This window comes from Dietzia sp. 111N12-1 (assembly GCF_001658045.1).
GTDB lineage: Bacteria > Actinomycetota > Actinomycetes > Mycobacteriales > Mycobacteriaceae > Dietzia > Dietzia kunjamensis.
The window spans coordinates 216684-242890 of record NZ_LSSV01000027.1; the positions used below are offsets into that span (position 1 = coordinate 216684).

A 26207-nucleotide genomic window follows, 5' to 3' on the forward strand; every position below is an offset into this window, starting at 1 on the left:
TTCAGGCATGGTTTCCACGACTGACATTGACACCTTGGCCTCCCTCCACCAGCAGGGCGCCCCGCTCATCGATGTCCGCGAGCCCCACGAGTACATCGCGGGCCACGTCCCCGGCGCGCGCCTGATCCCCCTGGGCGACGTCGCTTCCGCCCCGGATGTCGCGCCCGAGGGGACCACCGTCTTCGTGATCTGCGCGTCCGGCAATCGCAGCAAGTCCGCCTGCCGGGCGCTGGAGGCCCGGGGCATTCCGGCCGTCAGCGTCGACGGAGGGACCAGGGCCTGGGCGGCGAGCGGACGGCCCGTGGTCACCGGGCCGGACGCGTCCTGACCTCCTGCGACCCGGCCACCGGGTAGCCACTCGTTCCACCGGCCGCGCCGACCGGGGCGGGATCGGCGCCGGGGTCGGGGTCGCCGGACGTGCCGGTGTCGGTGTCGGTGTCGGCGTCCCCGAGCGCGACGTACCCGCGACCGGGCGCGACGAACAGCAGCAGGACCGCCGCGCCCGCGGCCACCATCCCCAGGGCGAAGAGCGCCGACGAGATGCCGTCGGCGAAGATCCCGGCGGCCGCGTCGACGACGGCCTGCCCCGCCGGCCCGGCCGCGGCGCCGAATTCGCGGGCGCCGGCGAAGGAACTCTCGACCGCCTGCCGGCCGGCCTCGGGGACGCCGGGCAGGACGTCGACGATCCCCGCGGCGTAGCGCCCGGCCAGGATGCTGCCCGACAGCGCGATGCCGATCGCGGCGCCGACCTCACGCATCGCGTCGTTGACGGCGGCGGCCACGCCCTGCTCGTCGGACGGGACGTCCGAGACGATCGCCGACGTGGCAGGCGCGGTCGACAAGCCGAGCCCGATACTCGCGACGAGCATGGGCCAGAGGATGTCCCAGTACCCGGAGTCCACGGACAGCCGGGAGAGGAAGACCATCCCGGCCGCGATGGCCCCCACGCCCACCACGGACACCGCCCGCAGCCCCACGGCCGCGGTGATGCGCGGGGACAGCAGCGAGAAGACCATGACCGGCACGACCATCGGAGCCAGGGCCAGCGAGGCGGACAGGGCGTCGTAGTCCTTGACCAGCTGGAGGAACTGCACGATGAGCAGGAAGAACCCGAAGATGGTGAGGAACTGCAGCGCCACCGACACCGAGCCGGTGGTGAACCCGCGTCGGCGGAAGTAGCGCACGTCGAGCAGGGGGTCCGCGACGCGCAGCTCGACCAGGACGAAGGCCACGACGCTCAGCGCCGCCACGAGGAGCGCCACGATCACCAGCGGCTCGGAGTAGCTGGTGTGCGCGCCCTCGATGAGCCCGAAGACCATCCCGCCCACGGCGAGGGCGGAGAAGACCGCCCCGAAGACGTCCGGCCTGCCGACGCGGGAGGCCACGGACTCGCCGATGGTGAAGGCGGCGACCAGGACGACCAGGCCGATGACGGCGTACACGCCGAAGATCGCCTTCCAGGTCCACACCTTGAGCATGAGCCCGGATCCGAGCAGGCCGATGATGCCGCCGACCCCGGCGAAGCCGGCCCACATGCCCACGGCCGCACCCCGGCGATCCGGCGGGAAGCTTGCCGTGAGCAGGGACAACGTGGAGGGCATGACGAAGGCGGCGCCGACACCGGCCACCGCACGGAGCATGATCACCCACAGCGGCGAGTCCAACCACAGGGGCAGCGCCGAGGAGACGGTGAACAGCGCCAGGCCCACGATGAGCGTGGCCCGGCGGCCGAAGCGGTCCCCCAGCGCACCGGCGGTGAGGACGAGCGCCGCCAGTGCCAGCGTGTAGGAGTCGACGATCCACGTCAGCTCGGCCTGGGTGGCACCGATGTCCACGGCGATGTCCGGCAGGGACGTGTACAGGGCGGACATCGTGGCCACCACCAGGGACACGGCCACGAGGTTGACGACCAGCAGCCACCGCCGCCGACCCGCACTCATCTCCAACATATCTGCCTCCGCTCCACGGAAACGATACCGTCGGTATCGCATGGTGCGCCCACCCTAGCGCACCGGACAGGCCACAATGGAGGCCATGTCGACCCCGGATCCGCGGCGCGCCCGCTCGCAGGGCAAGTTGCTCGACGCGGCGGCGTCGCTGTTGCTGTCCGGCGGCGCGGCGGCCGTGACCGTCGACGCGGTGACCCGGCTGTCGGGGGTCGCCCGCACCACCCTGTACCGCAACTTCCCGTCGACGGACTCGCTCATCGCCGCGGCGTTCCGGCGACTGCTGCCCACCCCGACACGCCCCCCGGCCGACCTGCCCGTCCGGGAGCAGCTCGTGCACCTGGCCGCCTCGATGACGCAGCTCATCCAGGACGCGCCGCTCCAGCAGTCGATGTTGGGGTGGCTGGCGATGGGCCGCGACGCCGGTGACGACGACGAGGTGGGCAGGCTCCGCCGCAGCGTGGTCGAGTCCTATACCGAGCCTCTGCACGCCGTCCTCTCCGATGCGGAGGAATCCGGAGCCCTCATCCCCGGCGACCGCGATCTGGCCGTGGCGCAGCTGGCCGGCCCCGTCGTCCTGGCCCGGATGATCGGCCTGCGCCCGTACACCGATCAGGACGTGGAGCGACTCGTCGACGACTTCCTCCGCGGCCGCCTGGCCGAGGACGCCGGATGACGGACGGCGGCACCTCGGACAGTGCTACCGCGGTCGCCGTCGGCGCGATCGTCCTCACCGGGGGTCGCGCGAGTCGCCTCGGCGGGGTCGACAAGGCGCGACTGGCGGTGGCGGGTCGGCCGATGGTCGAGGCGGTGCTCGGCGCCGCCCGGGCGGTGGCGGGCCCCGTCCGCACCGTGGGCCCCGGGGGCGACACCCGCGAGGATCCGCCCCACTCGGGACCCGTCGCCGGGATCGCCGCGGGACTGCGGGCGCTCCCGCCGTCGGTCGACCTCGTCGTCGTCGTCGCCTGTGACCTGCCGGACCTCGACGCCGCCACCCTCCGCGCCCTCCTCGCCGCGCTCCGGCCCGCCGCCACCACCCACGCCCCCGGCGCGGCACTCGCCGTCGACGTCGCCGGGCACGACCAGTATCTCCTCGCCGTGTGGGACCGCCGCGCCCTCGCCGCGCGCCTGGCCGCCCTGGAGGCCTCCGGCGGCGTGAGCGGGCGACCGGTACGGGCCCTGTACGACGACGAGGAGGTCGTCCGCGTCCCCGTCGGCGACCCCGCACGCGACGTGGACACGTGGGCCGACCTGGCCGGACACGGACCGGTCGCGCTCCCACACGTGGGGGCCGTCCTGCGCGCCGGGCTGACCCCGCTGCCGGCGGACGTGCGCCCGCCCCTGGCAGCCGTCGGCGCGGTACTCACCTCACCGCTGGTCGCCGAGGACCCGATGCCGCGGGGGCCGGTGTCGGCGATGGACGGTTACGCGCTGGCCGGGCCCGGCCCGTGGCGACTGTCCGGTACCGCCCGCCGCGCCGGGGACGGTTCGTCGGCGAGGCTGACCCACGGCACCGCGGTGCCCATCGCGACCGGCGCCCTCGCCCCCGCCGACTGCGACCGCGTACTGCGGCACGAACTGGTGACGGTGACCCCGGCCCCCTCCGGCCCCCCGGTGGTCGCCGCCCTGCCGGGGGGCGACGGGGTGAACGACCTCCGCCCCGTCGGCGAGGACTGGCCGGTCGGTCACGAACTGGCCCCGGCGGGCGTCGAGCTCGACGCCGCACTGGCGTCCGCGGCCCTGTCCGCGGGGGTGACGGGGGTCCCGGTCCGGGGGCCGGTGCGCGCGACGCTGGTCACCACCGGTGACGAGGTCCTGCCCGCCGACACGCCGTCGCCGCTGCCGCCGGGTCGGATCCGCGACACGGTCGGCCCGCTGCTCGGCGGGGTCCTGGCGCGGGCGGGGTTCGTCGGCGTCGGCCCGCCCGGGCACTGCGCGGACACCCCGGACGCGCTCGACGCGCTGCTCGACGCCGGCTCCGGCTCCGTCGACGCGACGACCGGCGACGTGGTGGTGCTGGTGGGGGCCACCGGCCGCGGGGTGGCCGATCTCCTGCGCCCGGCCCTGGCGCGCACGGGCGCGCGGATCGTCCTCGACGGGGTCCGTGTCCGCCCGGGAGGGTCGCAACTCGTGGCCGTCCTCGCCGACGGGCGCATCCTGCTGGGGCTGCCCGGCAACCCGCTGGCGGCGGTGTCCGCGGCGGCGACCACGGGCCGGGCGCTGGTCGACGCCCTCACCGGCCGCCAGCGCACACCCGTTTCGAGGCGCGTCCACGGACTGGCCGACCTGGCCACCCCGGGCCGCTCGCGGATCCTGCCCGCCCGACCGGACGGCGCCGGCGGCTGGCACCTTGCCGACCGCGTGCGCACCGCGCACCTGGCGGATCTGGCGGGCGCGCCCGCCCTGGCCGTGGTGCCCGAGGGCGGGGGCCCCGACGCCGACGCCGGGGCCGACGACCTCGTCGAGATCATCGACTGGATCTGACCGGCCCGCGGTGAGGCGTTCCCGCAGGTCGGAGGGCGGCCCCAAATGACCAGTTCAGAAGGTATTTGAGATCACCGGCATCAAATGCGCCCGGCCAGCTCGCAATATGGCACGCTCGGCGTTGTGCAGCTGTCCCGGTCCTCCGATCTCGCGCTCCGCGCTCTCATGCGCCTCGCCGTCGCCGATGAGCGCGGTGACCGCATGACCGCCGCGGCGATCGCGGAGTCGGTGAACGCCTCGACCTCCCACGTGGCCAAGATCGTCTCCCGGCTCGTCGACCTGGGCCTCGCCGAGTCCCGGCGCGGCCGGGGCGGGGGGCTCGTCATCACCGAGGCGGGCCGACACGAGTCGGTCGGGTCATTGCTGCGCGAACTGGAGGGCCCCGGCGAGGTCGTCCAGTGCGAGGGTCCGACGCCCTGCCCGCTCGCGGGCAACTGCGGTCTGCGACGAGCCCTCGTCGACGCTCGCGAGGCGTTCTTCACCGCCCTCGACCCCCTCACCGTCGAGGGCATCGTCCGGGCACCCACCCGCCAGGTGTCCCTCAGCCTCGCCACCGCCCCACGGCCGGACCCCGGCCCGGGGTCCTGACCACCCGCATCACCCCCCACCCCGCATCACCCCCCACCCCACATCACCCCACCCCACAGTCCGGCCCCCACGGTGCCCGGGCCACCCCGTCACGCCCCGAGAAGGAGATCCCCCATGACCACGTCGCTCACCACCCTGGAGTCGATCCTCGCGCACCCCCGCGAGCTGTCCGAGGAACACGCCACCGTCATCCGCGCGACCCTGCCGGTCATCGGCGCCCACATCGACGAGATCACGCCCGTCTTCTACCGGACGATGTTCGCCGACAACCCCGAGCTCCTCCGCGACACCTTCAACCGCGGCAACCAGAAGCTGGGCGCCCAACAGCGCGCGCTCGCGGCGTCGATCGCGACCTTCGCCACCCTGCTGGTGGACGGCCGGAGCCCGGTCGACATGCTCTCCCGGATCGGGCACAAGCACGCGAGCCTCGGCATCACCCCCGACCAGTATCAGGTGGTCCACGACCACCTCTTCGGCGCGATCGTGGAGGTCCTGGGCGAGGCGATCACCCCGGAGGTCGCGGCGGCGTGGGACGAGGTCTACTGGATCATGGCCGCCGTCCTGGTGGACTTCGAGAAGGCCCTCTACGCCGAGGCGCAGGTGGAACCGGGGGACGTCTTCCGCATCGCCACCGTGATCGCCCGGGAGGACGTGACGGATTCGGTCACCGTGTTCACCCTCGGTGGTCCCGACGGCGAGCCGCTGCCCGACTTCCGCCCGGGCCAGTACACCTCCGTCGGCGTGGTCCTCCCCGACGGCGCGCGCCAGCTGCGTCAGTACTCCCTGTCGACGGCACCGGGCGAGGGCACGTGGCGCATCGGTGTCCGCCGGGTCGACGCCGAGGTCCGGGGCGGGCTCGGCTGCCCCGCCGGCGAGGTCTCGGGCTGGCTGCACGCCCACGCCGAGGTCGGCACCACGATCCAAGTCACCCTCCCGTTCGGCGACCTCGTCCTGGACGCCGCCGGGATCGGCCGCGACCAGGACGCCGCGCCCGTGGTCCTCTGCTCGGCCGGGATCGGCATCACCCCGATGCTCGGGATGGTCGCCCACCTGTCGGCGACGGAGGACACCCGTCGCGTGCTCGTCCTGCACGCCGACCGATCGCCGGCCGACCACGTCCTCGCCGAGGAGGTCGCGGGCGAGTCCTCGCTGCTCGCCGACGCCGAGGTGCACACCTGGTACGAGCAGGGGGCGGACACCGTCGCCGGCCCGGGCGCGGTCCACCCGGGATTCATGGACCTGGCGACGGTCGAACTCCCCGAGGGGGCGCACGTCTTCCTCTGCGGGTCGACCGGCTTCCTCCAGTCACTGCGCCCGCAGTTCCTCGAGGCCGGCGTGCCCGCCGAGCGGCTCCACGCGGAGTTGTTCGCCCCGAACGACTGGCTGGTGTAGTCCCGCCGGCGTGGGCCCGGATGGCCTCCGTCCGGGCCCACGCGCAGCCCCGAAAGGCGCGTGCCCGAGTGTATTTGACCTGTAACAACTCGTGGGCGTGTGGACGAACTCGCGGACACTCGCCGCGATCTGGCAGACACTCGGGGTCCGGGCGGTTCCCCCTCGAACTGGCCCGGCGCAGCGAGACAAAACACAGATCCGACGCAGCGAGAGCCGACGCGAAAGGACCCATGGTGTCCTCAGCACCAGATTCCGCGACCCGCGATGCGGGCCTCCCTGTCGTCCCCGACCCCGGGAAAGCGAACCTCGCACTGGCCCTGTGCTTCTCGGGATTCCTTCTCACCTTCTGGGCCTGGGCCCTGATGGGACCGCTGGGCGCGACATACAAGGACCAGTTGGGACTGACGTCGTTCCAACAATCGCTCGTCGTGGCGTTGCCGGTCGTGGTCGGGTCGCTCGGCCGGATCCCCGTCGGCGCGCTCACCGACCGCCTCGGCGGCCGCACGATGTTCCCGCTGATCGCCGCGCTGACGATCCTCCCCACCCTGTTCGTCGGTTTCGTCGACAACAGCCTGACCGTCCTGCTCATCGGCGGATTCTTCCTGGGCATCGGCGGCACCTCGTTCGCCGTCGGCGTCCCCGCCGTCAACTCCTGGTTCCCGCCGAACCGGCGCGGCACGGCGATCGGCATCTTCGGCGCCGGCATGGGCGGCACGGCCATCGCCGCGTTCACGACCCTGCGGCTCCGCGAGGCGTTCGGCGACCAGGCGCCGTTCGTCCTGGTCGCGATCCTGCTGGCCGTGTACGCGGTCGTCGCCCGGATGCTCCTGAAGAACTCGCCGACCTGGACGCCCGCCCAGGGAAACTGGGTGGTCAAGGCGGCCAGGACCCTCGCCCGTCCCGTCACCCTCAAACTGGCCTGGCTCTACGCGATGGGCTTCGGCGGGTTCGTGGCGTTCTCCGTCTATCTGCCCACGTACCTGCACAACTTCTACGAGTTGGAGACGGAGGACGCGGCCCTGCGGACCGCCGTGTTCGTGGTGATCGCGGTGGCCTGCCGACCCCTCGGCGGCGCGCTGGCCGACAGGTTCCCCTGCGCCTGGGTGCTCATCGTGAGCTACACCGTCACCGGGTTGATGGCCGCCGCCGCGACGGAGCGCATGCCGCTCGTCAGCGCGGATGCCGGCACCTTCTACCCCGTCGGGACGGCGGTCTTCCTGTTCATGGCCGCGTCGCTGGGCACCGCCTCCGGCGCCGTGTTCGCCCTGGTGGCCGAACTGGTCGAGCCCACCGCGGTCGGGTCGGTCACCGGCATCGTCGGTGCCGTCGGAGGCCTCGGCGGCTTCGTCCCCCCGCTGCTGCTCGGCTACTTCTGGACCGCCCACGGCAACTACCGCGTCGGGCTGCTCCTGCTCTTCGTCCTCTCGATCGCCACCGCCGCCCTCACCTGGCTGTGGTTCCTCCGTACCCGTCGCAGTGAGCCCGCCGCCACGGAAAGGACCCCGGCATGACCAGCATCGACTCCCCCCGCCCCGCCTCGCCGACGCCGGAGGGCCGCGGCACCGGGTCCGGTCGGATGGACGGCCCCGCCTCCGATGCCCTGCTGCGGGCCGGCCGGTTCTTCCGCCGGGGGGAGGCCTCCGACGACCTGCGGACCGTCACGCACTCCGGCGGGCGGGAGTCGGACGTGTTCTACCGCGACCGCTGGAGTCACGACAAGGTCGTCCGCTCCACGCACGGCGTCAACTGCACGGGCTCGTGCTCGTGGAAGGTGTACGTCAAGGAGGGGATCATCACCTGGGAGTCGCAGCAGACCGACTACCCGGACATCGGCGACGACATGCCCGGTTACGAGCCCCGCGGCTGCCCGCGCGGCGCCGCCTTCTCCTGGTACACCTACTCCCCCACCCGCGTGCGCTACCCCTACATCCGCGGTCGGTTGATGGAGCTGTGGCGCGCGGCCCGCGCGGAGCACTCCGACCCGGTGGACGCGTGGGCCTCGATCGTCGAGGACCACGAGAAGACCGCCTACTACAAGCGGGCCCGCGGCCACGGCGGACTGGTGCGCTGCCGGTGGGAGGACGCGATGGAGATCGCCGCCGCCGCCCACGTCTACACGGCCAAGACCTCCGGCCCGGACCGCGTCGCCGGGTTCTCGCCCATCCCGGCGATGTCCATGGCCTCGTTCGGCGCCGGCTCCCGCTTCATCGAGCTGTTCGGCGGCTCCATGCTGTCGTTCTACGACTGGTACGCGGACCTGCCCGTGGCCTCGCCCCAGGTGTTCGGCGACCAGACCGACGTCCCAGAGTCCGCGGACTGGTTCAACTCGTCCTACCTCATCATGTGGGGCTCCAACGTCCCCGTCACGCGCACCCCGGACGCCCACTTCATGACCGAGGCCCGCTACCGGGGCCAGAAGGTGGTGGTGGTCTCCCCCGACTACGCGGACAACACCAAGTTCGCCGACGAGTGGCTGCACCCGCACCCCGGCACCGACGGCGCCCTCGCCATGGCGATGGTGCACGTCGTCCTCACCGAGTTCTACGCCCGCCGGTCCACGCCGGAGTTCGAGTCGTACGCCAAGAAGTACACGGATCTGCCGTTCCTCATCACCCTGCGCACGCGCGGGGACGGGTCGGTGGTCCCGCACAAGTTCGTCACGGCGGACATGCTCGCCGACGGCGTGCTCGAGGCGGCCCCCGGGGAGAACGCCGCGAACAAGACCGTCCTCATGGACGCCGTGACCGGGCGCCCGGTGGTCCCGAACGGCACCCTGGGCGACCGGTTCGGCGAGCAGGGTGCCGGGAACTGGAACCTCGACCTGGGTGACATCGACCCCGCGTTGAGTCTGCTCGACACCCTGGAGGGCACCGCCGAGGTCGTCCTGCCCCGCTTCGACACCGTGCGTGGCGACGCCGGGACCATCACCCGCGGCGTGCCCTACCGGACGGTGAGGGGTGACGACGGCGAGGACCTGCGCGTCACCACCGTCCTGGACCTGATGATGGCGCAGTTCGGCGTGGCCCGCCAGGGCCTGCCGGGCAGCTGGCCGAGCGGTTACGACGACCTCGAGCCCTACACCCCGGCGTGGCAGGAGCAGCACACCGGCGTGCCGGCCGCCCAGGCCGAGCGGATCGGTCGCGAGTTCGCCCGCAACGCCCTCGAGTCCGGCGGCCGGTCCATGATCCTCATGGGCGCCGGCACCAATCACTGGTTCCACTCCGACGTCATCTACCGGGCCTTCCTGGCGCTGACCATCCTCACCGGGACGCAGGGTGTCAACGGTGGCGGCTGGGCCCACTACGTCGGGCAGGAGAAGGTCCGGCCGCTGACCGGGTTCCAGCAGGTGGGAATGGGCCTGGACTGGTCGCGCCCGCCCCGGCAGATGATCGCCACCGCCTTCTTCTACCTGCACACCGGACAGTGGAAGTACGACTCCTACGGGGCCGACGTCCTGACCGCCGCCACCGGCGAGAACCGCTTCGCCGGCCTGAGCACCCCGGACCTCGTCGCGATGTCGGCCCGGCTGGGCTGGATGCCGTCCTACCCGACCTTCGACGCCAACCCGCTGGACCTGGGCGCGGAGGCCGCCGACGCCGGGGTGCCGGCGGCCGATCACGTGGTGGGCCGGATCAAGGACGGGTCACTGCGGTTCGCCGCCGAGGACCCGGACGGCCCCGGCAACGCGCCCAAGGTGCTCACCGTGTGGCGCTCCAACCTGCTCGGGTCGTCGGCCAAGGGTGACGAGTACTTCCTCCAGCACCTGCTGGGCACCGACTCGTCACTGCGCGCCGACCAGGCGCCGGAGGGCCACCGCGGGCGGGACATGGTGTGGCGGGAGGACGCCGAGGACGGCAAGTTGGACCTGCTCACCACGCTCGACTTCCGGATGACGTCCACGACCCTGTTCTCCGACCTGGTGTTCCCCGCGGCCACCTGGTACGAGAAGCACGACCTGTCGTCGACGGACATGCACCCCTTCGTGCACTCGTTCAACGCCGCCATCAACCCGCCGTGGGAGACCAAGACGGACTTCGAGACGTTCCGCCTCCTAGCCGAGAAGGTCTCCGAGCTCAGCCACGGTCACCTCGACATCCGGACCGATGTGGTGGCGACGCCGCTGGGGCACGACACCCCGGACGCGCTCGCCAACCCGGGCGGCACGGTCTCGGACTGGAAGGACGGCTCGTGTGAGCCCGTCCCGGGGAAGAACTTCCCCAAGATCACCGCGGTCGAGCGCGACTACCGCCTGCTCGGGGAGAAGTTCGGGTCGCTCGGCCCGCTCGCGGAGGAGGTCGGCATGCCCGTCAAGGGACTCATGCTCAAACCCGACAAGGAGATCGGGGTCCTGCTCAAGTCAAACGGCGAGACCCGCAAGGGCGTCGGGAAGGGTCGACCGCGGCTCGACACCGACATCCGGATGTGCGAGGCGATCCTCACCCTGTCCGGGACGACCAACGGACGGCTGGCGACGCAGGGGTTCGAGCAGCTCGAGGCCCGGACCGGCCGCGAGCTGGCGGACCTGTCGCGGGGCGAGGAGGGCAAGCGCATCACCTTCGCGGACACCCAGTCCCGGCCCCAGCCGGTCATCACGTCCCCCGAGTGGTCGGGGTCCGAGCACGGCGGCCGGCGGTACAGCGCGTTCGTCATCAACGTCGAGCGGCTCAAGCCGTGGCACACGCTCACCGGGCGGATGCAGTTCTTCATGGACCACGACTGGATGGCCGAGATGGGCGAGCAACTGCCGGTGTACCGGCCGCCGCTCAACATGCACCAGCTCTACGGCGAGCCCGTCCTCGGCTCGGATGACGGGTCCGGCGGCGCGGCGCTGACCGTCCGCTACCTCACCCCGCACAACAAGTGGTCGATCCACTCGGAGTACCAGGACAACCTCCTCATGCTCAGCCTGTCCCGCGGCGGGCCGACCATCTGGATCAGCAAGGAGGACGCCGAGCTCATCGGCGTCGTGGACAACGACTGGATCGAGGCGGTCAACCGCAACGGCGTCGTCGTCGCCCGCGCCATCGTCTCCCACCGCATGCCGGCCGGAACGGTCTACATGCACCACGCGCAGGACCGCGTGGTCGACGTGCCGATCGCGGAGGCGTCGGGCAAGCGCGGCGGTATCCACAACTCGGCAACCCGCATCCTCATCAAACCGAGCCATCTCATCGGCGGGTACGCGCACTTCAGTTACGCGTTCAACTACATCGGCCCCACCGGAAACCAACGTGACGAGGTGACGGTCATCCGCCGTCGCTCCCAGGAGGTGCAGTACTGATGCGCGTCATGGCCCAGATGTCCATGGTGATGAACCTGGACAAGTGCATCGGCTGCCACACCTGCTCGGTGACCTGCAAGCAGGCGTGGACCAACCGGTCCGGCACCGAGTACATGTGGTGGAACAACGTCGAGACCCGACCCGGGCAGGGGTATCCCCGGACGTACGAGGACCAGGAGCGGTGGAAGGGCGGCTGGGAACTCGGCAAGAACGGCCAGCTCAGGCTCAAGGCCGGCGGGCGGATGAAGAAGCTGCTCCAGATCTTCTCCAGCCCCACGATGCCGTCGATCGACGACTACTACGAGCCGTGGACGTACGACTACGACACGCTCGTGTCCTCGCCCCTGCAGGAGCACACGCCGGTAGCCCGGCCGTACTCGCTCATCAGCGGCAAGCCGATGAAGATCTCGTGGTCCGCCAACTGGGACGACGACCTGGGCGGTTCCCCCACCCACCTGAAGGACGACCCGATCCTGGCCAAGGTGAGCGAGGAGATCAAGGCGGAGTTCTCCGAGACCTTCATGTTCTACCTGCCGCGCATCTGCGAGCACTGCCTCAACCCGTCGTGCGTGTCCTCGTGCCCGTCGGGCGCGATGTACAAGCGGGTCGAGGACGGCATCGTCCTGGTGGACCAGGACCGCTGCCGCGGCTGGCGCCAGTGCGTGACCGGCTGCCCGTACAAGAAGGTGTACTTCAACCACCGCACGGGCAAGGCCGAGAAATGTACGTTCTGCTTCCCCCGCGTCGAGGTGGGCATCCCCACCGTGTGCTCGGAGACGTGCGTGGGACGCCTGCGGTACATCGGACTCATCCTCTACGACGCCGACAGGGTGCTCGAGGCGGCCTCCGAGCCGGACGAGCACAAGCTGCTCGCCGCGCAGCGCTCGTGCTTCCTCGACCCGAACGATCCCGAGGTGGTCGCCGCGGCCCGCGAGGCCGGCATCCCGGACGACTGGATCGAGGGCGCCCAGCGGTCGCCGATCTGGCAGCTCATCTCCCGGTTCGAGGTGGCCCTGCCGCTGCATCCGGAGTACCGCACCATGCCGATGGTCTGGTACGTCCCGCCGCTGTCGCCCATCGTCGACCGGGTCGCCGCGGACGGCGGTGACGGCGAGGACGCCGACACCCTCTTCGGCGCCATCGACACCATGCGCATCCCCATGGAATACCTCGCGGAGCTGTTCACCGCGGGCGACGTGGACGCCATCCAGGTGGTGCTCAACCGACTGGCCGCGATGCGCACCTACATGCGTGACATCAACCTCGGCCGCGAACCCCGTGCGGAGATCTGCGACGCCGTCGGGATGACCGAGGAGGACGTCTACGACATGTACCGACTCCTGGCCCTGGCCCACTACGACGAGCGCTACGTGATCCCCACCGCCCACCAGGAACAGGCCCACTCGCTGGAGGAACTGGCCACCGAGTGCAGCCTGGACTACGAGGGCGGGCCCGGGATGATGGGCGAGTCCGGGCCGTTCGGCGAGGGCTCGGGTGACCAGGCCCTGCCGATCGCCGTCGAGAGCTTCCACGCCCTCAAACAGCGGCAGACCTCGGACACCATCGCGTCGCCGGGCGACAAGTCCAGAAGGGTCAACCTCCTCAACTGGGACGGTCTCGGCACGGGCGGCCTGTTCCCCGGAAGCAAGGACTAACGCGATGGGTGCACAATTCCTGGCCGGAACCGGCTTCGGGAGCGACCTGTTCGCGCGGGTGCGTCGGGCGGTGGGTCCCGGCAGCGGGCCGGCGGTGGGCCGCGGCGCGCCCGGCGACCCCGCGCTCTACCAGGCCGTCTCACTGCTGATCGACTACCCGACCGCCGAGCTGATCGACCGGCTCCCGCTCGTGCGCGAACTGGCCGGGGAGCGGGGCGCCGTCGCGCGGCCACTGCTGGGTCTGGTCGACCATCTGGAGTCGACTCCCCTCGACGACCTGCAGTCGGAGTACGTGGAGACGTTCGACATGCGGCGCCGCTGCTGCCTCTACCTGACCTACTACCGGTACGGGGACACTCGCAAGCGCGGCACCGCACTCGTCGACTTCATCGAGACGTACAAGGCGGCCGGTGCCGAACTCGGGGCCGGGGAGCTCCCCGACCACCTCGGCGTGATCCTCGAGTTCGGTGCGCAGTGCGATCTCGACGGCTGCCGTGCACTGCTCGTCCAGCACCGCGCCGGTCTCGAGTTGCTGCGGATCTCGTTGGCCGACCGCGGCTCGCCCTGGACCGGCGCGCTGGAGACCGTCTCGGCCACCCTCCCGGCTATCGGCGGGCACGACCGCGACGCCGTCAGCAGACTCGTCGCCCAGGGGCCGCCCGACGAGGAAGTCGGCCTGGAGGCGTTCACCTCCTCGTCCTACCTGGAAAGCGGGGCCCGGCCATGATCGGAACGACTGCAGCCGAGGTGACGATCCTGGACATCTTCCTCTGGGTGATCCTGCCGTACGTGTGCCTGGCGATCTTCGTCGTGGGCCACTGGTGGCGGTACCGCTACGACAAGTTCGGGTGGACCACCCGTTCCAGTCAGCTCTACGAGTCGCGCCTGCTCCGCTGGGGCAGCCCGCTGTTCCACTTCGGCATCCTCTTCGTGGTCGGCGGCCACATCATCGGCCTGGTCATCCCCAAGTCGTGGACCGAGGCCGTGGGCATCAGCAACGACGCCTACCACTGGATCGCGGTGATCACCGGGGCGATCGCCGGCTTCTGCACCGTGGTCGGACTCGTGATCCTCATCTACCGTCGCCGCACGGTCGGGCCGGTCTTCTCCGCCACGACCGTCAACGACAAGGTCATGTACGTCTTCCTGGCCGCGACGATCTTCCTGGGCATGGCCAACACCATCGTCGGCAACATCCTCAGCCACTACGACTACCGCGAGGAGCTGTCGGTGTGGTTCCGAGGCATCTTCTGGTTCCAGCCCGATCCGGCACTGATGCTGTCCGCGCCCATGTCGTTCAAGCTGCACGCGATCGTGGCGTTCCTGCTGTTCGCCATCTGGCCGTTCACCCGCCTGGTCCACGTGTTCTCCGCGCCGATCGGCTACCTGTGGCGTCCCTACGTCGTGTACCGGTCGCGTCCGGCAGGCCAGTTCGGCAACCGCCCGTACCGCCGGGGCTGGATGCGCGAGGACGTCGGCGACGTGAGCCGCGAGATCGGCGCCGGGCGGGCCCGGTCCGGATCGAGCCGCGTACCACGTCACTGAGGTGACCCGGTCACGCAGCCTCCCGACGCCCGCGCGACTGTCTCCGGGGTACTTCGCCATGGTCATGGCGACGGGGATCGTCGCCGTGGGAGCCGGGCAGCGGGGCTGGGAGACGGTGTCCGTGATCCTGATCGTGCTCACCGCGATCGAGTACGGGATCCTCGTGCTCCTCACCTTGTGGCGGCTGATCGCCTTCCGCGCCGAGGTCGTCGCCGACCTGCATGACTCCCGCACCGCGTTCCTCTTCTTCACGTTCGTCGCGGGGACGAACGTTCTCGCGGTGGCGCTCGCGGGGCGGCACCTGCTCGTGGCGTCCGTGGCGCTCCTCTGCGTCGGCGCGGCCGTCTGGATCGTGCTCGGCTACACGGTCCCCTGGGTCGCGGTCCTGTCCCGCGACGAGCGCCCCGTGGTCGCGGAGGCCAACGGCACCTGGTTCATCTGGGTCGTCGCCAGCCAGTCGGTGGCCGTCGCCGCGGCGACCCTGGAGCCCCACGTCGAGTCGGCCCGCGACGCCCTCGCGATCGTGGCCGTGGCGTCCTGGTCGGTCGGCGTCGTCCTCTACGTGGCGTGCGCGGTGTTCGTCTCGCTCCGGCTCATGCTCTACCCGCTGGATCCGCGGGAGCTCGATCCCCCGTACTGGGTCTCGATGGGGGCGGTGGCGATCACCGTCGTCGCCGGCGCACGGATCGTGGAGATGGCCAGCGCCCCGATGGTCGACGCCGTGCGAGGACTCGTCGCGGGCCTGGTCGTGGTGTTCTGGTGCTTCGCCACCTGGCTCATCCCGGCCCTGGTGGCGGTGGGGGTGTGGCGTCACGGGATCAAGAGGGTGCCGTTCCGATTCGAACCCACCTGGTGGTCGATCGTCTTCCCGCTCGGCATGTACGCCGTCGCGGGGATGTACCTCGGGCGGGCCGACGACCTGCCGATCGTCGCCTGGATCGGCGAGACGTGGATGTGGGTCGCGGTCGCGGCCTGGCTCATCGCGCTCGTCGGCATGATCCGATCCAGACTCCCACGGGTCACGCGGGTCCCGACATGACGGGCCGGAGTGGCGGTGCCGAACCCGCCCCGCCGTCAGGGGCGGGACGGGTCGAACCGTCAGCGCCGGCGGTTGCGCATCTTCTCCGCGAACTCGCGGGCCTTGCGCTGGTTCTCGGGCTTCGAGGCCTCGCGCTTGACCACCTGTACGGCCTTGAGCGCGATCCCGCTCCTCAGTGCATTGCGTAGGAATGCCATCGTGTACCTCCATGTCCGGGGGCGCCAGTCTAGAGTCGGTGGGCCCCTACCGCGACCGGCCGAGAGTGGAGTCCGAGGAGTACGGATATGAGAAGTGACGGCGACGCCCTGTGGCGCATCCTGTCGACCCGCCGCGACCATCGTCACTTCCACCCGACACCGGTCGCGCGGGAGACCATCGAGCGACTGCTCGAGGTCTTCGCGGTCGCGCCGAGTGTCGGACTGAGCCAGCCGTGGCACGTCACGGTGGTCGAGGACCGCGCCGTACGGGAACACATCCACTACGGCTTCCGCGCGGTCCGCGCCGCCGAGGCCGAACGGTTCGGCGGCGAACGCCGCGAACTGTACGACTCGCTCCGCCTGGAGGGCATCCTCCAGGCGCCCGTGGGCCTGGTGGTCAGCCATGTGCCGCCGCCGGGTCCGATCCTCGGGACCACCAGCGTCCCGGCGGCGACCGAGTACAGCGTGGTCGCCGCGATCACCCTGTTGTGGCTGGCGGTGACGGCGGAAGGCCTCGGTATGGGATGGGTGAGTCTCGTGGAACCCGGCCATCTCTCCGACAGCGTGCGGCTTCCGCCGGGCGCACGCCCTCTGGCCTACCTGTGCCTCGGGTACCCTGCCCTGGAGCTGGACGAACCACTGTTACAGACCGTCGGGTGGGGACGTCGTTCCCCGCTGTCCGTCGACTGGGTCTGACCACGCCGGGGGACCGGGGTCAGGCCCGCTCGACCCCGACCTCGATGACGGTCCCCCACGGGTCGTCGAATCGCAGGACCGCGCCGTCGTGACGTGTCTCGATCCGGTGGTCGGCCAGTCGCTGCCGGAGTGCGTCGACATCGTCCGCGGTGGGCAGCTCGATGTTCACCCGGCCCAGGCCCAGGGCCGCCGCGCGCGGGCCGGCGCCGGCCGTGCCCCAGGTGTTGACCGCGATGTGATGGTGGTACCCGCCGGCGGCGATGAACAGTGCCGAACCGACGTCGCTCATCACCTCGAAGCCGAGGGCGTCGACGTAGAAGTCGCGGGCTGTCCCGATGTCGCCGACCTGGAGGTGGACGTGCCCCAGTGCCGCGGACGTCCCGATCGACGAACCGGCGACCGGCGGGGTGAGGTGCGTGCGCAGGAAGGCGTTGGGGTCAAGCGGGTTGGTGGCCACCTTCAGCAACCCGTGGGGCTCGGTGGCCCAGGTGTCGCGGGGCCGGTCGGTGTACAGCTCGACACCGTTGCCCTCGGGGTCGTCGAAGTAGAACGCCTGACTGTAGAGGTGATCGGCGCTGCCGGTGAAGGATCTCGGCGCATGCCGGGCGACCGAGGCGACGGCCGCGGCCAGCGACAGCTCGTCGTCGAACATCACCGCGGTGTGGAACAGTCCGGCCTGCCCCTGCCTGCGCGGCGGCAGCTCGGGCATGCGGCGCATCCGCACGATCGGTCGACCCGCCCGGCCGAGCACGGCGGTCTCGCCGGCCTGCTCGAGCACGTCCAGGGCCACGCCGTCGGCGTAGAACGCGATCATCGAGTCCAGGTCCCGGACCAGGAGTTCGACCGCGCCCATTCGCGTGTCCGCCGCGAGCAGGTCGTCGGCCGGGCGCTCGGCCAGGCTGCGGGGATCGGGGTTCTGGACGTAGACGGGCATGGTGCCCTCCTTGCTCTCGGCATCGCGGTTGCGTGATGTGTCATCTATATCAACCGGCCCACCCGCTCGCCTATTCCGTGATGCGTCACCCACCCCCGCGGGACCGCCGGCCGGGGCGCCTACTCCGCGGCGTCTACTCAGTGACGTCGAGGAAGCCCGCCGCGCCCTTCTCGGCGTCGGCGAACGAGTGGTCCACGAACGTGTAGCGCCCGGGCTCGACGAAGGTCATCTCCACGAACCCGCCCTGCGACGGGGCCAGGTCGAGCGCCTGTGCGCCCCCGTTCCCACTGCCGAAGGCGTCCCGCCCGTCCCGCAGCAGGTAGGCGCCCTCCTTGTACACGGTGTCGAACTGTGAGCCCACCACGTGGAAGCTCGTCCCGTCACTCGGTCCGGCCGCCACCACCCACACGCGCACGGTCTCGCCGACCCGGGCGGTCAGCGGGTCCCGCCGGTACTGGGTCGCGTGCCCGTTGAACATCACCAGGTCGGGCTGCCCGGCCGCGATCTTGCCGGAGTCGAACGGCTCGTCCTCGGCGCCGAGGTACGACTCGGACTGGACCAGGGCGTACTCGCGGTCCACCTCGGTCAGGCCCGGCGGGTCCACGATGAGCGCGCCGAACATCCCCGCGGCGACGTGGCCGCTCATGGGCGCGGTCGCACAGTGGTAGAGCCAGGCGCCGGCCCGAGTCACGGTGAACCGGTACTCCAGCTCCTCGCCCGGCGGGATCGTCCGCATCACCTCGTCGGGACCGACGTCGCCGGCGTGGAAATCGATCGAGTGTCCGATGGTCCCCTCGTTGCGGAGGGTGACGATGAACGTGTCACCCACCGTGCCGCGGAGGGTCGGGGCCGGCAGCCCGCCGTTGTAGGTCCACACGGGCCGCACCACCCCGGGCGCGAGTTCGCCGGTGGTCTCCTCGACCGTGAGGGTGATCCGGTGTTCGCGGCCCGTCGGGGCGGGCGCGAGGGCCGGGTCGCGGGTCACGAACTCGTCGGAGGGCGGGGCCAGCACGTCGATCGCCTCGGCGGGGGCGATGCCCGCGGCGCCCCCGGCCCCACCATGGGCGTCGTGCCCGGCGGCGGGATCACCGCCCTCGACCCGGACCTGGAAGGTCATGCCCATCGCCCTGTGCCCGGCGATCGTGCACCATCCCTCGAGGGAACGCCCGACCACGCCGGCGTCCACCGTGGCGGTTCCGCCCGGGTCGACCCTGCCCGAGCCGGCCCCGTTGGTCAGGTACAGGTCGTGCACCGTCGTGTCGTCGTCGTTCGTCAGTTCGATCACCAGCCGGTCGCCGGCGGGGACCGTCACCGTGTTCGGTTCGAACCTCATCCCCACCGCCGTGACCTCCACGGTCGTCGTGTTCCCGGTCGGGGTGACCGACGCGGCCTGACCGGTGCGGCGGAGTGGCGAGGACGGGTCGGCGGCGAGCGCGGCCCCCGTGGCGAGGACCACCACCAGCGCGGCGGACAGCGCGCCGACCAGATTCCGCCGACGGCCGGGCGCGATCTCCGGCCGGGACGTGCCCGGGGTGACGCGGGCGGGCTTCTCGCCGGCCTCGCGGGCCGCGGCCGCGCTCCGGATGACGGCCAACTGCGCGCGGACGGCGCGGATCATCACCGGCAGGAACAGCGCGAACCCTCCGAACGCCAGCGTGGAGCCGACGACCCGGGTCCAACTGGTCCCACCGGGCACGAGGAAGACAACCAGGCCGGCGTTGACCAGGACGAGGCGGAAGGCGACCAGGCGGTTCATCTCCACCATCCCCGCCCGCACCGCCGCCGGACCACCCCGCATCACGGTGGGCATGAGGAAGCTCATCGCCCCGAAGAGGATCTGGGCGGCCGCACCGGCGAGCAGCGGGGTCGTCACCTGTCCCAGTTCGCCGATCCGGCCGGTCGCGACGAGCCACGTCGCCCACCCCAACGACACCGGCAACCACACCAGCCCACACGCGATACTCATCGAGGCGAACTCCCGCGGCGGCGCCGTGCGCGCGGTGCGGACGAGGTGGACCAGGTGCCACAGCACGGCCAGCAGGTACACGCCCAGTGCCGTGGCGGTCACCGGCGTCACGCCCGCGAGCGAGCCCGCCGCGGCCACCACCACCGCGACCGACATCACCCCCAGGGACCGGACCGCCGCCGCGTCCTGGCCGGCGGCCATGGGGGTGCGCAGTACCGTCGCCCAGAAGGTCACCAGGGTGGTCAGGACGGTGATCCCGACGAACCCCAGGACGTTGACCGCGAGGTGGAACGCGTGCAGGCGGACGGCCCACTCCCCCGGGACCCCGACCCCCATGAAGGCACCGGCCACCGCCCCGGCGGGCAGGAACGCGGCCGCCACGGCGTAGTACCGGACGATCGGCCGGAACCGGGTCGGTTCCGCCGCCCGCAGCTGCCCGACCAGGTCCACGACGTACCAGGCCACCGCGCCGCCCACGACCGTGGCGCCGGTGACGATCGGGATCGGCCACGACCCGATCATGCCCACGACCAGGACCACGATCCCGGCGTTGAGCAGCATGATCCTGCGCACCTGGAGCGCGCGTGACGCCTCCGGGGGTCGCCGGTGCAGCAGGGTCTCGGTGAAGTGCTGGCCCCACACGAGGATCGAGTTGGTGAGCAGGCCCAGGGTGAAGACGTGGATGATCGTCCACGTCGCGGCGGGCACCCACCGGTGGACCACACCCAGCAGCACGAGGGCGATCATCCACAGCTGCACGGGCCGGGTCGCCCGGCGGTGCCACGACCCCTTCCGTCGGGACGGGGTCCGGGGCGCCACGGTGTCCATACCGCCGAGTCTAGGTCCGCCCCCCGACCACGCAGACGCCTACTGCGGCAGCGGGGCCAGCCCGGCGATCTCGAGGGCGCGACGGCCGCGGTCCGACGTCACCAACTCGAGGAACTCGCTCGCGGCCGCGCGCTCGGCCTCGGCGTCGGGGCCGTCCTCGGCACCCGGGATCCTGGCCACCGTGTACCGCGTCGTGCCGGCGTCCTGCGCCAGCTCCCTGTCGCGCTGGTCGACCTCGGCCAGCGCCACCCAGCCGTGGGACGCGGCGACATCGGTGCGGTAGACGATGCCCACGTCGAGTTCATGATCCGCCAGGCGGGCCGCGAGCGCGCGCGAACTCGGATCACGGGGGACCCCCGGCGGGGTGGCCACGCCCGCCACGGCCAACAGCGACTCCGCCGCGCGACCGCAGGGGACGTCCAGCTCGCACAGCCCCACCCGCAGGTCGGGCCGTTCCAGGTCGCGGAGGCCGGTGACCTGGCGCGGGTTTCCGGACGGGACCGCGACGACGACGTGGTTGCGCGCGAACACCACCGGATCGACCGCCACTCCCGTATCGACGAGCCACCGCATGGAGCCCTCGTCCGCGGAGGCGAACACGTTGATGTCGTCGCGGGCGGGTATCCCCTCGGCGATCGTGTCGGAGCGGCCCAGTTCCAGGCTCACCCGGACCCCGGGGTGCTCGTCCTCGAAGACGTCGATCATCTCGGTGAACGCCTCGGACAGGGACGGCGAGGCGGCGACCCCGAGGGTCATGACGGGGGAGCCGGGCTCCGGCTCGGCGCACGCGACGGTTCCCGAGCACGCCAGGACGAGAGCGAACGCGCTGACAGCCCGGCCCCGGTTCACCGATCAGCCTCCGGCGAAGGGAGGCAGCACGTCCACCTCGGAGACGCCGTCGATAGAGGCGTGGGGGTCGCGGGTCGTCTCCTCACCCACGAGGAACGACGACACCGTCACGATGCTGGCCAGCGGCTCACCGTGTCGCTCGCAGACCTCCCGCGCCAACTCCCCGACGGTCGTGGCCTGTGTGTGCAGCCTTTCGCGGGCGGTACCCGCGGCGTCCTCGGCGGCCGCGTAGTACCCCACGGTGATCACTCTCGGTGTCCTGCTCACGACGTCAACCCTATCCTCCGGCACTGACACGTCAACCACCTATGGCGCCCATCGACCGTCGCGGCCTGTGGAAGGCGGTGCCGCCGATGCCGTGTCCTGCCTGCTTGCCCCACATCGCGCCGCGCCAGACCTCGGCGATCTCGTGGTCGGGCGCGCCCGACCTCAGCACCCCGAGGACGTCCGTCTCGTCGTCGCTGAACAGGCACGACCGCACGGTCCCCTCGGCGGTGAGGCGGGTCCGGTCGCAGGCGGCGCAGAAGTTGCGGGTGACGGTCGCGATCGCCCCGACCGTCGCGGGAGCATCTCCCACGGTGCGTCCGGCGACCCGCCACATCTCGGCCGGCGCGGACGGGTCCTCGCGCCCGGCGGGAACGAGGTCGAAGCGGGTGCCGAGGGAGTCCAGTACGTCCTGCGCGGTCACCATCTCGGCGCGCGACCACGTGTTGTCGGCGTCGAGCGGCATCTCCTCGATGAAGCGCAGTTGCACGCCCTCCGCCAGGGCCCACTCCAGCAGGTCGGGCGCTCCGGGCAGGGTCGCCCGCAGGGGCACCGCGTTGACCTTCACCGGGTCCAGGCCGGCCTCGACCGCGGCCCGGACGCCCCGCAGGACGGACGGCAGCCGGTCCCGGCGGGTGAGTTGGGCGAACTCGAGGCGGTTGACGGTGTCCAGGGAGATGTTGATCCGGTCCAGACCGGCCTCGACCAGCGCGCCGACCCGGTGTTCGAGCCCCACGCCGTTGGAGGTCATCGCGATCGGCAGGTCGGGGCACTCGGCCCGCGTGCCGGCGATGATGCGCTCGAGGTCGGCCCGCATGAGGGGTTCGCCCCCGGTGAAGCGGACCTCGTGCACGCCCAGCTCGCGGTGCGCCAGGGCGACCAGCCGGATCACCTCGTCAGCGGTCATCCGCGCGGCGTCCGGGATGGGCGGCAGCCCTTCCTCGGGCATGCAGTACGTGCAGCGCAGCGAGCACTTCTCGGTCAGCGAGACGCGGAGGTCGCGGGCGACGCGGCCGAAGGAGTCGACGAGCAGCGGGGTGGCGGGGCGCATGGAGGGGCTGCGGGTGTCCGGTTCGGTCACGGCGCCCACCTCCCTCCGCGGTCGCGTGACTCCAAGTGTAGGGGGCACCGTCCGGCGGCGTGCGACCCCCGTCCGGTCACCTATCCGCTGTGTCCCCGTCCGCGGCGCGCCCCTGGCGGGGCGGGGACGTCCGGGTTCGGACCCAGGAGCGTGAGCTCGTGGATCTCGTCGCGCTCGGCCTGGTCGCGCAGCTGTGGCGCGATCGCCCGTCCCAGGTGGTAACCCAGGACCACCACGAGGGTGCCCAGCGCGATGCCACCGAGCTGGAAGTCGTCGGTGATGAGCAGGGTCGTGTCGCCGATCGCGATCACCACACCCGCCGCCACCGGCACCAGGTTGAGCGGGTTGCCGAAGTCGACCCGGTTCTCCTTCCAGATCTTGGCGCCGAGCAGGCCGATCATGCCGTAGAGCACCACCGTGATGCCGCCGAGCACGCCGCCCGGGGTCGCGGAGATCACGGCCCCCAGCTTGGGGGAACACCCCAGCACGATCGCGGTCAGCGCGGCCACCACGTAGGCGGCCGTCGAGTACACCTTGGTCGCGGCCATCACGCCGATGTTCTCGGCGTACGTCGTCGTCGCCGATCCACCGAACGAGGTCGCCAGCACGGTTCCCGCGCCGTCGGCGGCCAGCGCCCGGCCCATCAGGCCGTCGGTCTCGGTGCGGGTGATCTCGCCGATCGCCTTGACGTGCCCGGCGTTCTCGGCGATGAGCGCGATGACGCCCGGCACCACGAGCAGTACGAACGCCAGCGAGAAGTCGGGCGCGTGGATACCCACCACGCCGGCGGCCTCGTCGGTCATCGGCGGCAGCCCGATCCACGGCGCGTCCCACACTCCCGACCAGTCCACGCGCAGGCTCTCGGGCCCGGTGACCAGGTCGAGCACCCAGGACAGGACGTAGCCGAAGACCAGGGACAGGAAGATCGCGATCCGCCCGGCGAAGCCCTTGAGCCCCACGGTCATCCCGATCAGCACGATCATCACCGCCAGTGCGACCCACTGGTCCTGCGGCCAGTACGTCTCCGCCACCACGGGCGCCAGGTTGAAGCCGAGCAGCATCACCACGGCGCCGGTCACCACCGGCGGCAGGATCGCGGTGACCACGCGGCCGCCCACGACGTGCACGATCAGGCCCACCACCAGCAGCGTCGCGCCGGCGACGAGCATGGCGCCGGTCACCTCGGCGCTGGTGCCGCCCTGCGCGCGGATGGCGGCGACCGCGCCGACGAACGCCACCGAGGTACCGAGGTAGCTGGGGACCTGCCCCTTGACCACCGCGAGGAACAGCAGGGTGCACACGCCGGAGAAGAGGATCGCCAGCTGCGGGTTGAGCCCCATGATGATGGGGAAGACGAATGTCGCGCCGAACATCGACACCACGTGCTGGGCGCCGATCCCGATGGTCCGCGGCCAGCTCAACCGCTCCATGGGGGCGACCACCTCGCCGGGTCTGATGTTCTTGCCGTCGCCGTGTACCGACCAGAGACCCACTTCTTCCCCACTCTCGCTGCGTCCGGCCGCACTCGCGCGGACCGTAGGCACAGTACAACGCGGTTACGGTGGTGACATGACCTCCCTGCCCGACAGGCCGAGCCGCCCGTCCCCCGCCGAGTACCGCGAGCTCCTGCGTGCGCACCTGGAGCCGGTCCTCGAGCGGGCCGCCCGCAGTACGCACCTGCCGCTCGCGGCCTGCGCGGACTCGGTGCTCGCGGCGGCGTTGCGGGCGTCGGTCGACCTGCCGCTGTTCGTCAACTCGCAGATGGACGGGTACGCGGTGCGCTCCGCTGACGTGGCCGGGGCGGGACCCGACTCGCCGGCGCGGCTGACGGTGGTCGGGGCGGTGCACGCCGGTGACGGGCCGGGACCCGATGTCGACGACGACGAGGCCTGCAAGATCATGACCGGAGCGCCCGTCCCCCGGGGTGCCGATTGTGTGGTGCCGATCGAGGACACGACCGTGAGCGAGACCGACCCCACTGTCGTCCTGGTGCATGCGCCGCGGTCGCGGGGCGAGTTCATCCGTCGCCCGGGGGACGATGTCCGGGCCGGCGACGTGGTGATCGACGCCGGGGTGCGGTTGCAGGCGCGGCACCTTGCGGCGGCGGCCTCGCTCGGGGAGTCGGGACTCGATGTGCGGCCGCGGCCGCGGGTCGGGGTGGTGGCCACCGGCTCCGAGCTGGTGGCGCCGGGGCGGCCGCTCGCGCCCGGGCAGATCTGGGAGTCCAACTCGATCACCCTGGCCGCCGCGCTCAAGGCGTGCGGCTGCGAGGTCACCACGACGCTCATCAGCGGCGATGACCGCGCGGCGTTCACCTCGACTCTCGACGCGGCCGCCGGGCACGCCGACCTCGTGGTGACCGTCGGCGCGGTGTCGATGGGCGACGCCGAGGTCGTGCGCCAGGTGCTCGCCGACCGGGAGGGCGCTCGTTTCGCCCCGATCGCCATGCAGCCCGGCGGCCCGCAGGGGCTCTCGAGCTGGCGTGGCACTCCCGTGGTGTGCCTGCCGGGCAACCCCGTGAGCGCGATGGTGTCGTTCGTCGTGCTCCTGCGGCCGGTCATCCTCGAGGCCGTCGGCCGCGCGCCGATCCGCCCCGTCCGCGCCCGCCTGTCCCGCGACGTCACCTCGCCTGCCGGGCGGATGCAGTACCTGCGGGCGGCGCTGGCCGCGGACGGCGACGGCCGGCCCACTGCCGATCCGGTCTCGGGCCCCGGCTCGCACCTCGTGGCCTCGATGGCCCGGGCGGACGTGTTGATCGAGATCCCCGCCGACGTCACCTCACTGGAGTCCGGCGCCGAGGTCGACGTCCTGCCGCTGTAGGGGCACGCCGTACAGTCCGGGGGAAGGTGCGTTGACCAGCCTGCGCACGTCGTACTTCGCCGCGGGCGAGAACGGGGGTCCCGATGCGTTCCGACGCCGAGCCGACCGCGGTGCCGGACGAGGGCCTTCTCAAGTACCTCGTGTACACGAGTACGCCGACCAGGCAGATGGTGCCCGAGGACTTCGAGTCGATCCTGCGCACTGCCAGGCACCGCAATCGTCGCGTGGGAATCACCGGCATCCTGCTCTTCCGGGACAACTGCTTCATCCAGTTCCTCGAGGGCCCACCGGCCGAGATCGATGCCCTCCTGGACGACATCATCGCCGATGAGCGGCACCACCACCTCCGCGTGATCCTCACCGAGACGACCGTCGACCGCAGCTTCCCCGATTGGCGGATGGGATTCGGGACGCCCGGGGCCCACGAGCCAGCCGGCCTGCCCGACGAGCGCGACAGTTTCAACGACCTCGCCGCCGGTGCGGACGGGGGCACGGTGCGACGGGCGGCCGACGTCGTGTCGACCTGGTTCAAGGCGAAGGAACACTCCGCCGCGTCCTGACCCGGCACAGCAGACGTGTAAATGACGAGCGTCCGACGCACCCGCTACAAGCGGACTGTGCGCCGGACGCTCGTGCTCACCC

Annotated in this window: 22 protein-coding genes; 14 read left to right on the plus strand and 8 right to left on the minus strand. The window is 71.7% G+C overall.

Annotated features, from left to right (window positions below):
* Positions 1 to 7 precede the first annotated feature (7 nt).
* Positions 8 to 328 carry a rhodanese-like domain-containing protein gene (locus AYO52_RS06875; RefSeq protein ID WP_067714990.1) on the plus strand — a complete coding sequence of 107 codons (321 nt, stop codon included), beginning with the start codon at positions 8 to 10 and terminating at the stop codon, positions 326 to 328.
* Here AYO52_RS06875 and AYO52_RS06880 read toward each other — a convergent pair.
* Positions 306 to 1949: an MFS transporter gene (locus AYO52_RS06880; RefSeq protein WP_082923830.1), complete on the minus strand. Its 1644-nt coding sequence runs from the start codon at positions 1947 to 1949 to the stop codon at positions 306 to 308. The two genes, AYO52_RS06875 and AYO52_RS06880, sit on opposite strands and share 23 nt — an antisense overlap.
* An 85-nt stretch (positions 1950 to 2034) precedes the next feature.
* On the opposite strand from AYO52_RS06880, the gene AYO52_RS06885 reads away from it, so the two are divergent.
* The 10 genes from AYO52_RS06885 (at position 2035) to AYO52_RS06930 (ending at position 15930) form a co-directional block, all read left to right on the plus strand.
* A complete protein-coding gene (locus AYO52_RS06885) occupies positions 2035 to 2622 on the plus strand; it encodes a TetR/AcrR family transcriptional regulator (protein ID WP_172812124.1) in 588 nt (195 codons plus the stop codon).
* Entirely contained in the window at positions 2619 to 4430 is a 1812-nt protein-coding gene (locus AYO52_RS06890) for an NTP transferase domain-containing protein (protein ID WP_067714994.1), read from the plus strand. Before AYO52_RS06885 ends, AYO52_RS06890 begins: the two co-directional genes overlap by 4 nt.
* Positions 4431 to 4553: 123 nt before the next feature.
* Positions 4554 to 5018, plus strand: coding sequence for an Rrf2 family transcriptional regulator (locus tag AYO52_RS06895; protein ID WP_067715137.1), 465 nt, complete (start codon positions 4554 to 4556; stop codon positions 5016 to 5018).
* Between the two features lie 114 nt (positions 5019 to 5132).
* Positions 5133 to 6410: a globin domain-containing protein gene (locus AYO52_RS06900; protein WP_067714997.1), complete on the plus strand. Its 1278-nt coding sequence runs from the start codon at positions 5133 to 5135 to the stop codon at positions 6408 to 6410.
* Positions 6411 to 6640: 230 nt separating this feature from the next.
* Entirely contained in the window at positions 6641 to 7921 is a 1281-nt protein-coding gene (locus tag AYO52_RS06905; RefSeq protein WP_082923831.1) for a nitrate/nitrite transporter, read from the plus strand.
* Entirely contained in the window at positions 7918 to 11691 is a 3774-nt protein-coding gene (locus AYO52_RS06910; RefSeq protein ID WP_067715001.1) for a nitrate reductase subunit alpha, read from the plus strand. The genes AYO52_RS06905 and AYO52_RS06910 overlap by 4 nt, the downstream gene beginning before the upstream one ends.
* Positions 11691 to 13346 carry a nitrate reductase subunit beta gene (gene narH / locus AYO52_RS06915; RefSeq protein ID WP_067715004.1) on the plus strand — a complete coding sequence of 552 codons (1656 nt, stop codon included), beginning with the start codon at positions 11691 to 11693 and terminating at the stop codon, positions 13344 to 13346. The genes AYO52_RS06910 and narH overlap by 1 nt, the downstream gene beginning before the upstream one ends.
* A gap of 4 nt (positions 13347 to 13350) precedes the next feature.
* Positions 13351 to 14073 (plus strand): nitrate reductase molybdenum cofactor assembly chaperone, encoded by a 723-nt coding sequence (gene narJ, locus AYO52_RS06920; protein WP_067715006.1) that lies wholly within the window; start codon positions 13351 to 13353, stop codon positions 14071 to 14073.
* Complete coding sequence (gene narI / locus AYO52_RS06925; protein ID WP_067715008.1) at positions 14070 to 14891, plus strand: respiratory nitrate reductase subunit gamma; 822 nt, start codon at positions 14070 to 14072, stop codon at positions 14889 to 14891. Before narJ ends, narI begins: the two co-directional genes overlap by 4 nt.
* A gap of 58 nt (positions 14892 to 14949) precedes the next feature.
* On the plus strand, positions 14950 to 15930 hold the full coding sequence (locus tag AYO52_RS06930; protein ID WP_119193038.1) for a tellurite resistance/C4-dicarboxylate transporter family protein: 981 nt from the start codon (positions 14950 to 14952) through the stop codon (positions 15928 to 15930).
* A gap of 59 nt (positions 15931 to 15989) precedes the next feature.
* On the opposite strand, the gene AYO52_RS18535 is transcribed toward AYO52_RS06930, so the two are convergent.
* Complete coding sequence (locus AYO52_RS18535) at positions 15990 to 16127, minus strand: hypothetical protein (protein WP_167457859.1); 138 nt, start codon at positions 16125 to 16127, stop codon at positions 15990 to 15992.
* Between the two features lie 87 nt (positions 16128 to 16214).
* Here AYO52_RS18535 and bluB point away from each other — a divergent pair, with 87 nt between their 5' ends.
* Positions 16215 to 16823, plus strand: a complete 609-nt coding sequence (gene bluB / locus AYO52_RS06935) for a 5,6-dimethylbenzimidazole synthase (protein ID WP_067715013.1) — start codon at positions 16215 to 16217, stop codon at positions 16821 to 16823.
* 19 nt (positions 16824 to 16842) lie between these two features.
* On the opposite strand, the gene AYO52_RS06940 is transcribed toward bluB, so the two are convergent.
* The 6 genes from AYO52_RS06940 to AYO52_RS06965 all read right to left on the minus strand — a co-directional run bounded on the left by AYO52_RS06940 (position 16843) and on the right by AYO52_RS06965 (position 24238).
* Complete coding sequence (locus tag AYO52_RS06940; protein WP_067715015.1) at positions 16843 to 17757, minus strand: VOC family protein; 915 nt, start codon at positions 17755 to 17757, stop codon at positions 16843 to 16845.
* Between the two features lie 133 nt (positions 17758 to 17890).
* Positions 17891 to 20551, minus strand: a complete 2661-nt coding sequence (locus AYO52_RS06945) for a multicopper oxidase domain-containing protein (protein ID WP_067715018.1) — start codon at positions 20549 to 20551, stop codon at positions 17891 to 17893.
* Between the two features lie 39 nt (positions 20552 to 20590).
* Entirely contained in the window at positions 20591 to 21400 is an 810-nt protein-coding gene (locus AYO52_RS06950; RefSeq protein ID WP_067715021.1) for a substrate-binding domain-containing protein, read from the minus strand.
* Positions 21401 to 21403: 3 nt separating this feature from the next.
* Positions 21404 to 21667, minus strand: a complete 264-nt coding sequence (locus AYO52_RS06955) for a MoaD/ThiS family protein (protein ID WP_227022118.1) — start codon at positions 21665 to 21667, stop codon at positions 21404 to 21406.
* Between the two features lie 31 nt (positions 21668 to 21698).
* Positions 21699 to 22715, minus strand: coding sequence for a GTP 3',8-cyclase MoaA (gene moaA, locus AYO52_RS06960; protein WP_067715143.1), 1017 nt, complete (start codon positions 22713 to 22715; stop codon positions 21699 to 21701).
* A 110-nt stretch (positions 22716 to 22825) separates the two neighbouring features.
* Positions 22826 to 24238: a uracil-xanthine permease family protein gene (locus AYO52_RS06965; protein ID WP_253701949.1), complete on the minus strand. Its 1413-nt coding sequence runs from the start codon at positions 24236 to 24238 to the stop codon at positions 22826 to 22828.
* 76 nt (positions 24239 to 24314) lie between these two features.
* On the opposite strand from AYO52_RS06965, the gene glp reads away from it, so the two are divergent.
* Together glp and AYO52_RS06975 are read left to right on the plus strand one after the other, a co-directional pair.
* Positions 24315 to 25565, plus strand: coding sequence for a gephyrin-like molybdotransferase Glp (glp, locus tag AYO52_RS06970; RefSeq protein WP_067715027.1), 1251 nt, complete (start codon positions 24315 to 24317; stop codon positions 25563 to 25565).
* An 83-nt stretch (positions 25566 to 25648) separates the two neighbouring features.
* A complete protein-coding gene (locus tag AYO52_RS06975; RefSeq protein ID WP_067715030.1) occupies positions 25649 to 26125 on the plus strand; it encodes a BLUF domain-containing protein in 477 nt (158 codons plus the stop codon).
* The last annotated feature ends 82 nt before the right edge of the window (positions 26126 to 26207 follow it).

Bases quoted from the DNA above. Each gene is read 5' to 3' on its own strand.
- AYO52_RS06900 (WP_067714997.1), top strand. From the start codon at position 5,133: ATGACCACGTCGCTCACCACCCTGGAGTCGATCCTCGCGCACCCCCGC.
- AYO52_RS06940 (WP_067715015.1), bottom strand. From the start codon at position 17,757: ATGCCCGTCTACGTCCAGAACCCCGATCCCCGCAGCCTGGCCGAGCGC.
- narH (WP_067715004.1), top strand. From the start codon at position 11,691: ATGCGCGTCATGGCCCAGATGTCCATGGTGATGAACCTGGACAAGTGC.
- glp (WP_067715027.1), top strand. From the start codon at position 24,315: ATGACCTCCCTGCCCGACAGGCCGAGCCGCCCGTCCCCCGCCGAGTAC.
- AYO52_RS06910 (WP_067715001.1), top strand. From the start codon at position 7,918: ATGACCAGCATCGACTCCCCCCGCCCCGCCTCGCCGACGCCGGAGGGC.
- AYO52_RS06905 (WP_082923831.1), top strand. From the start codon at position 6,641: ATGGTGTCCTCAGCACCAGATTCCGCGACCCGCGATGCGGGCCTCCCT.
- AYO52_RS06885 (WP_172812124.1), top strand. From the start codon at position 2,035: ATGTCGACCCCGGATCCGCGGCGCGCCCGCTCGCAGGGCAAGTTGCTC.
- moaA (WP_067715143.1), bottom strand. From the start codon at position 22,715: ATGCGCCCCGCCACCCCGCTGCTCGTCGACTCCTTCGGCCGCGTCGCC.
- narJ (WP_067715006.1), top strand. From the start codon at position 13,351: ATGGGTGCACAATTCCTGGCCGGAACCGGCTTCGGGAGCGACCTGTTC.
- AYO52_RS06945 (WP_067715018.1), bottom strand. From the start codon at position 20,551: ATGGACACCGTGGCGCCCCGGACCCCGTCCCGACGGAAGGGGTCGTGG.
- bluB (WP_067715013.1), top strand. From the start codon at position 16,215: ATGAGAAGTGACGGCGACGCCCTGTGGCGCATCCTGTCGACCCGCCGC.
- AYO52_RS06930 (WP_119193038.1), top strand. From the start codon at position 14,950: ATGGTCATGGCGACGGGGATCGTCGCCGTGGGAGCCGGGCAGCGGGGC.
- AYO52_RS06880 (WP_082923830.1), bottom strand. From the start codon at position 1,949: ATGTTGGAGATGAGTGCGGGTCGGCGGCGGTGGCTGCTGGTCGTCAAC.
- AYO52_RS18535 (WP_167457859.1), bottom strand. From the start codon at position 16,127: ATGGCATTCCTACGCAATGCACTGAGGAGCGGGATCGCGCTCAAGGCC.
- AYO52_RS06975 (WP_067715030.1), top strand. From the start codon at position 25,649: ATGCGTTCCGACGCCGAGCCGACCGCGGTGCCGGACGAGGGCCTTCTC.
- narI (WP_067715008.1), top strand. From the start codon at position 14,070: ATGATCGGAACGACTGCAGCCGAGGTGACGATCCTGGACATCTTCCTC.
- AYO52_RS06875 (WP_067714990.1), top strand. From the start codon at position 8: ATGGTTTCCACGACTGACATTGACACCTTGGCCTCCCTCCACCAGCAG.
- AYO52_RS06890 (WP_067714994.1), top strand. From the start codon at position 2,619: ATGACGGACGGCGGCACCTCGGACAGTGCTACCGCGGTCGCCGTCGGC.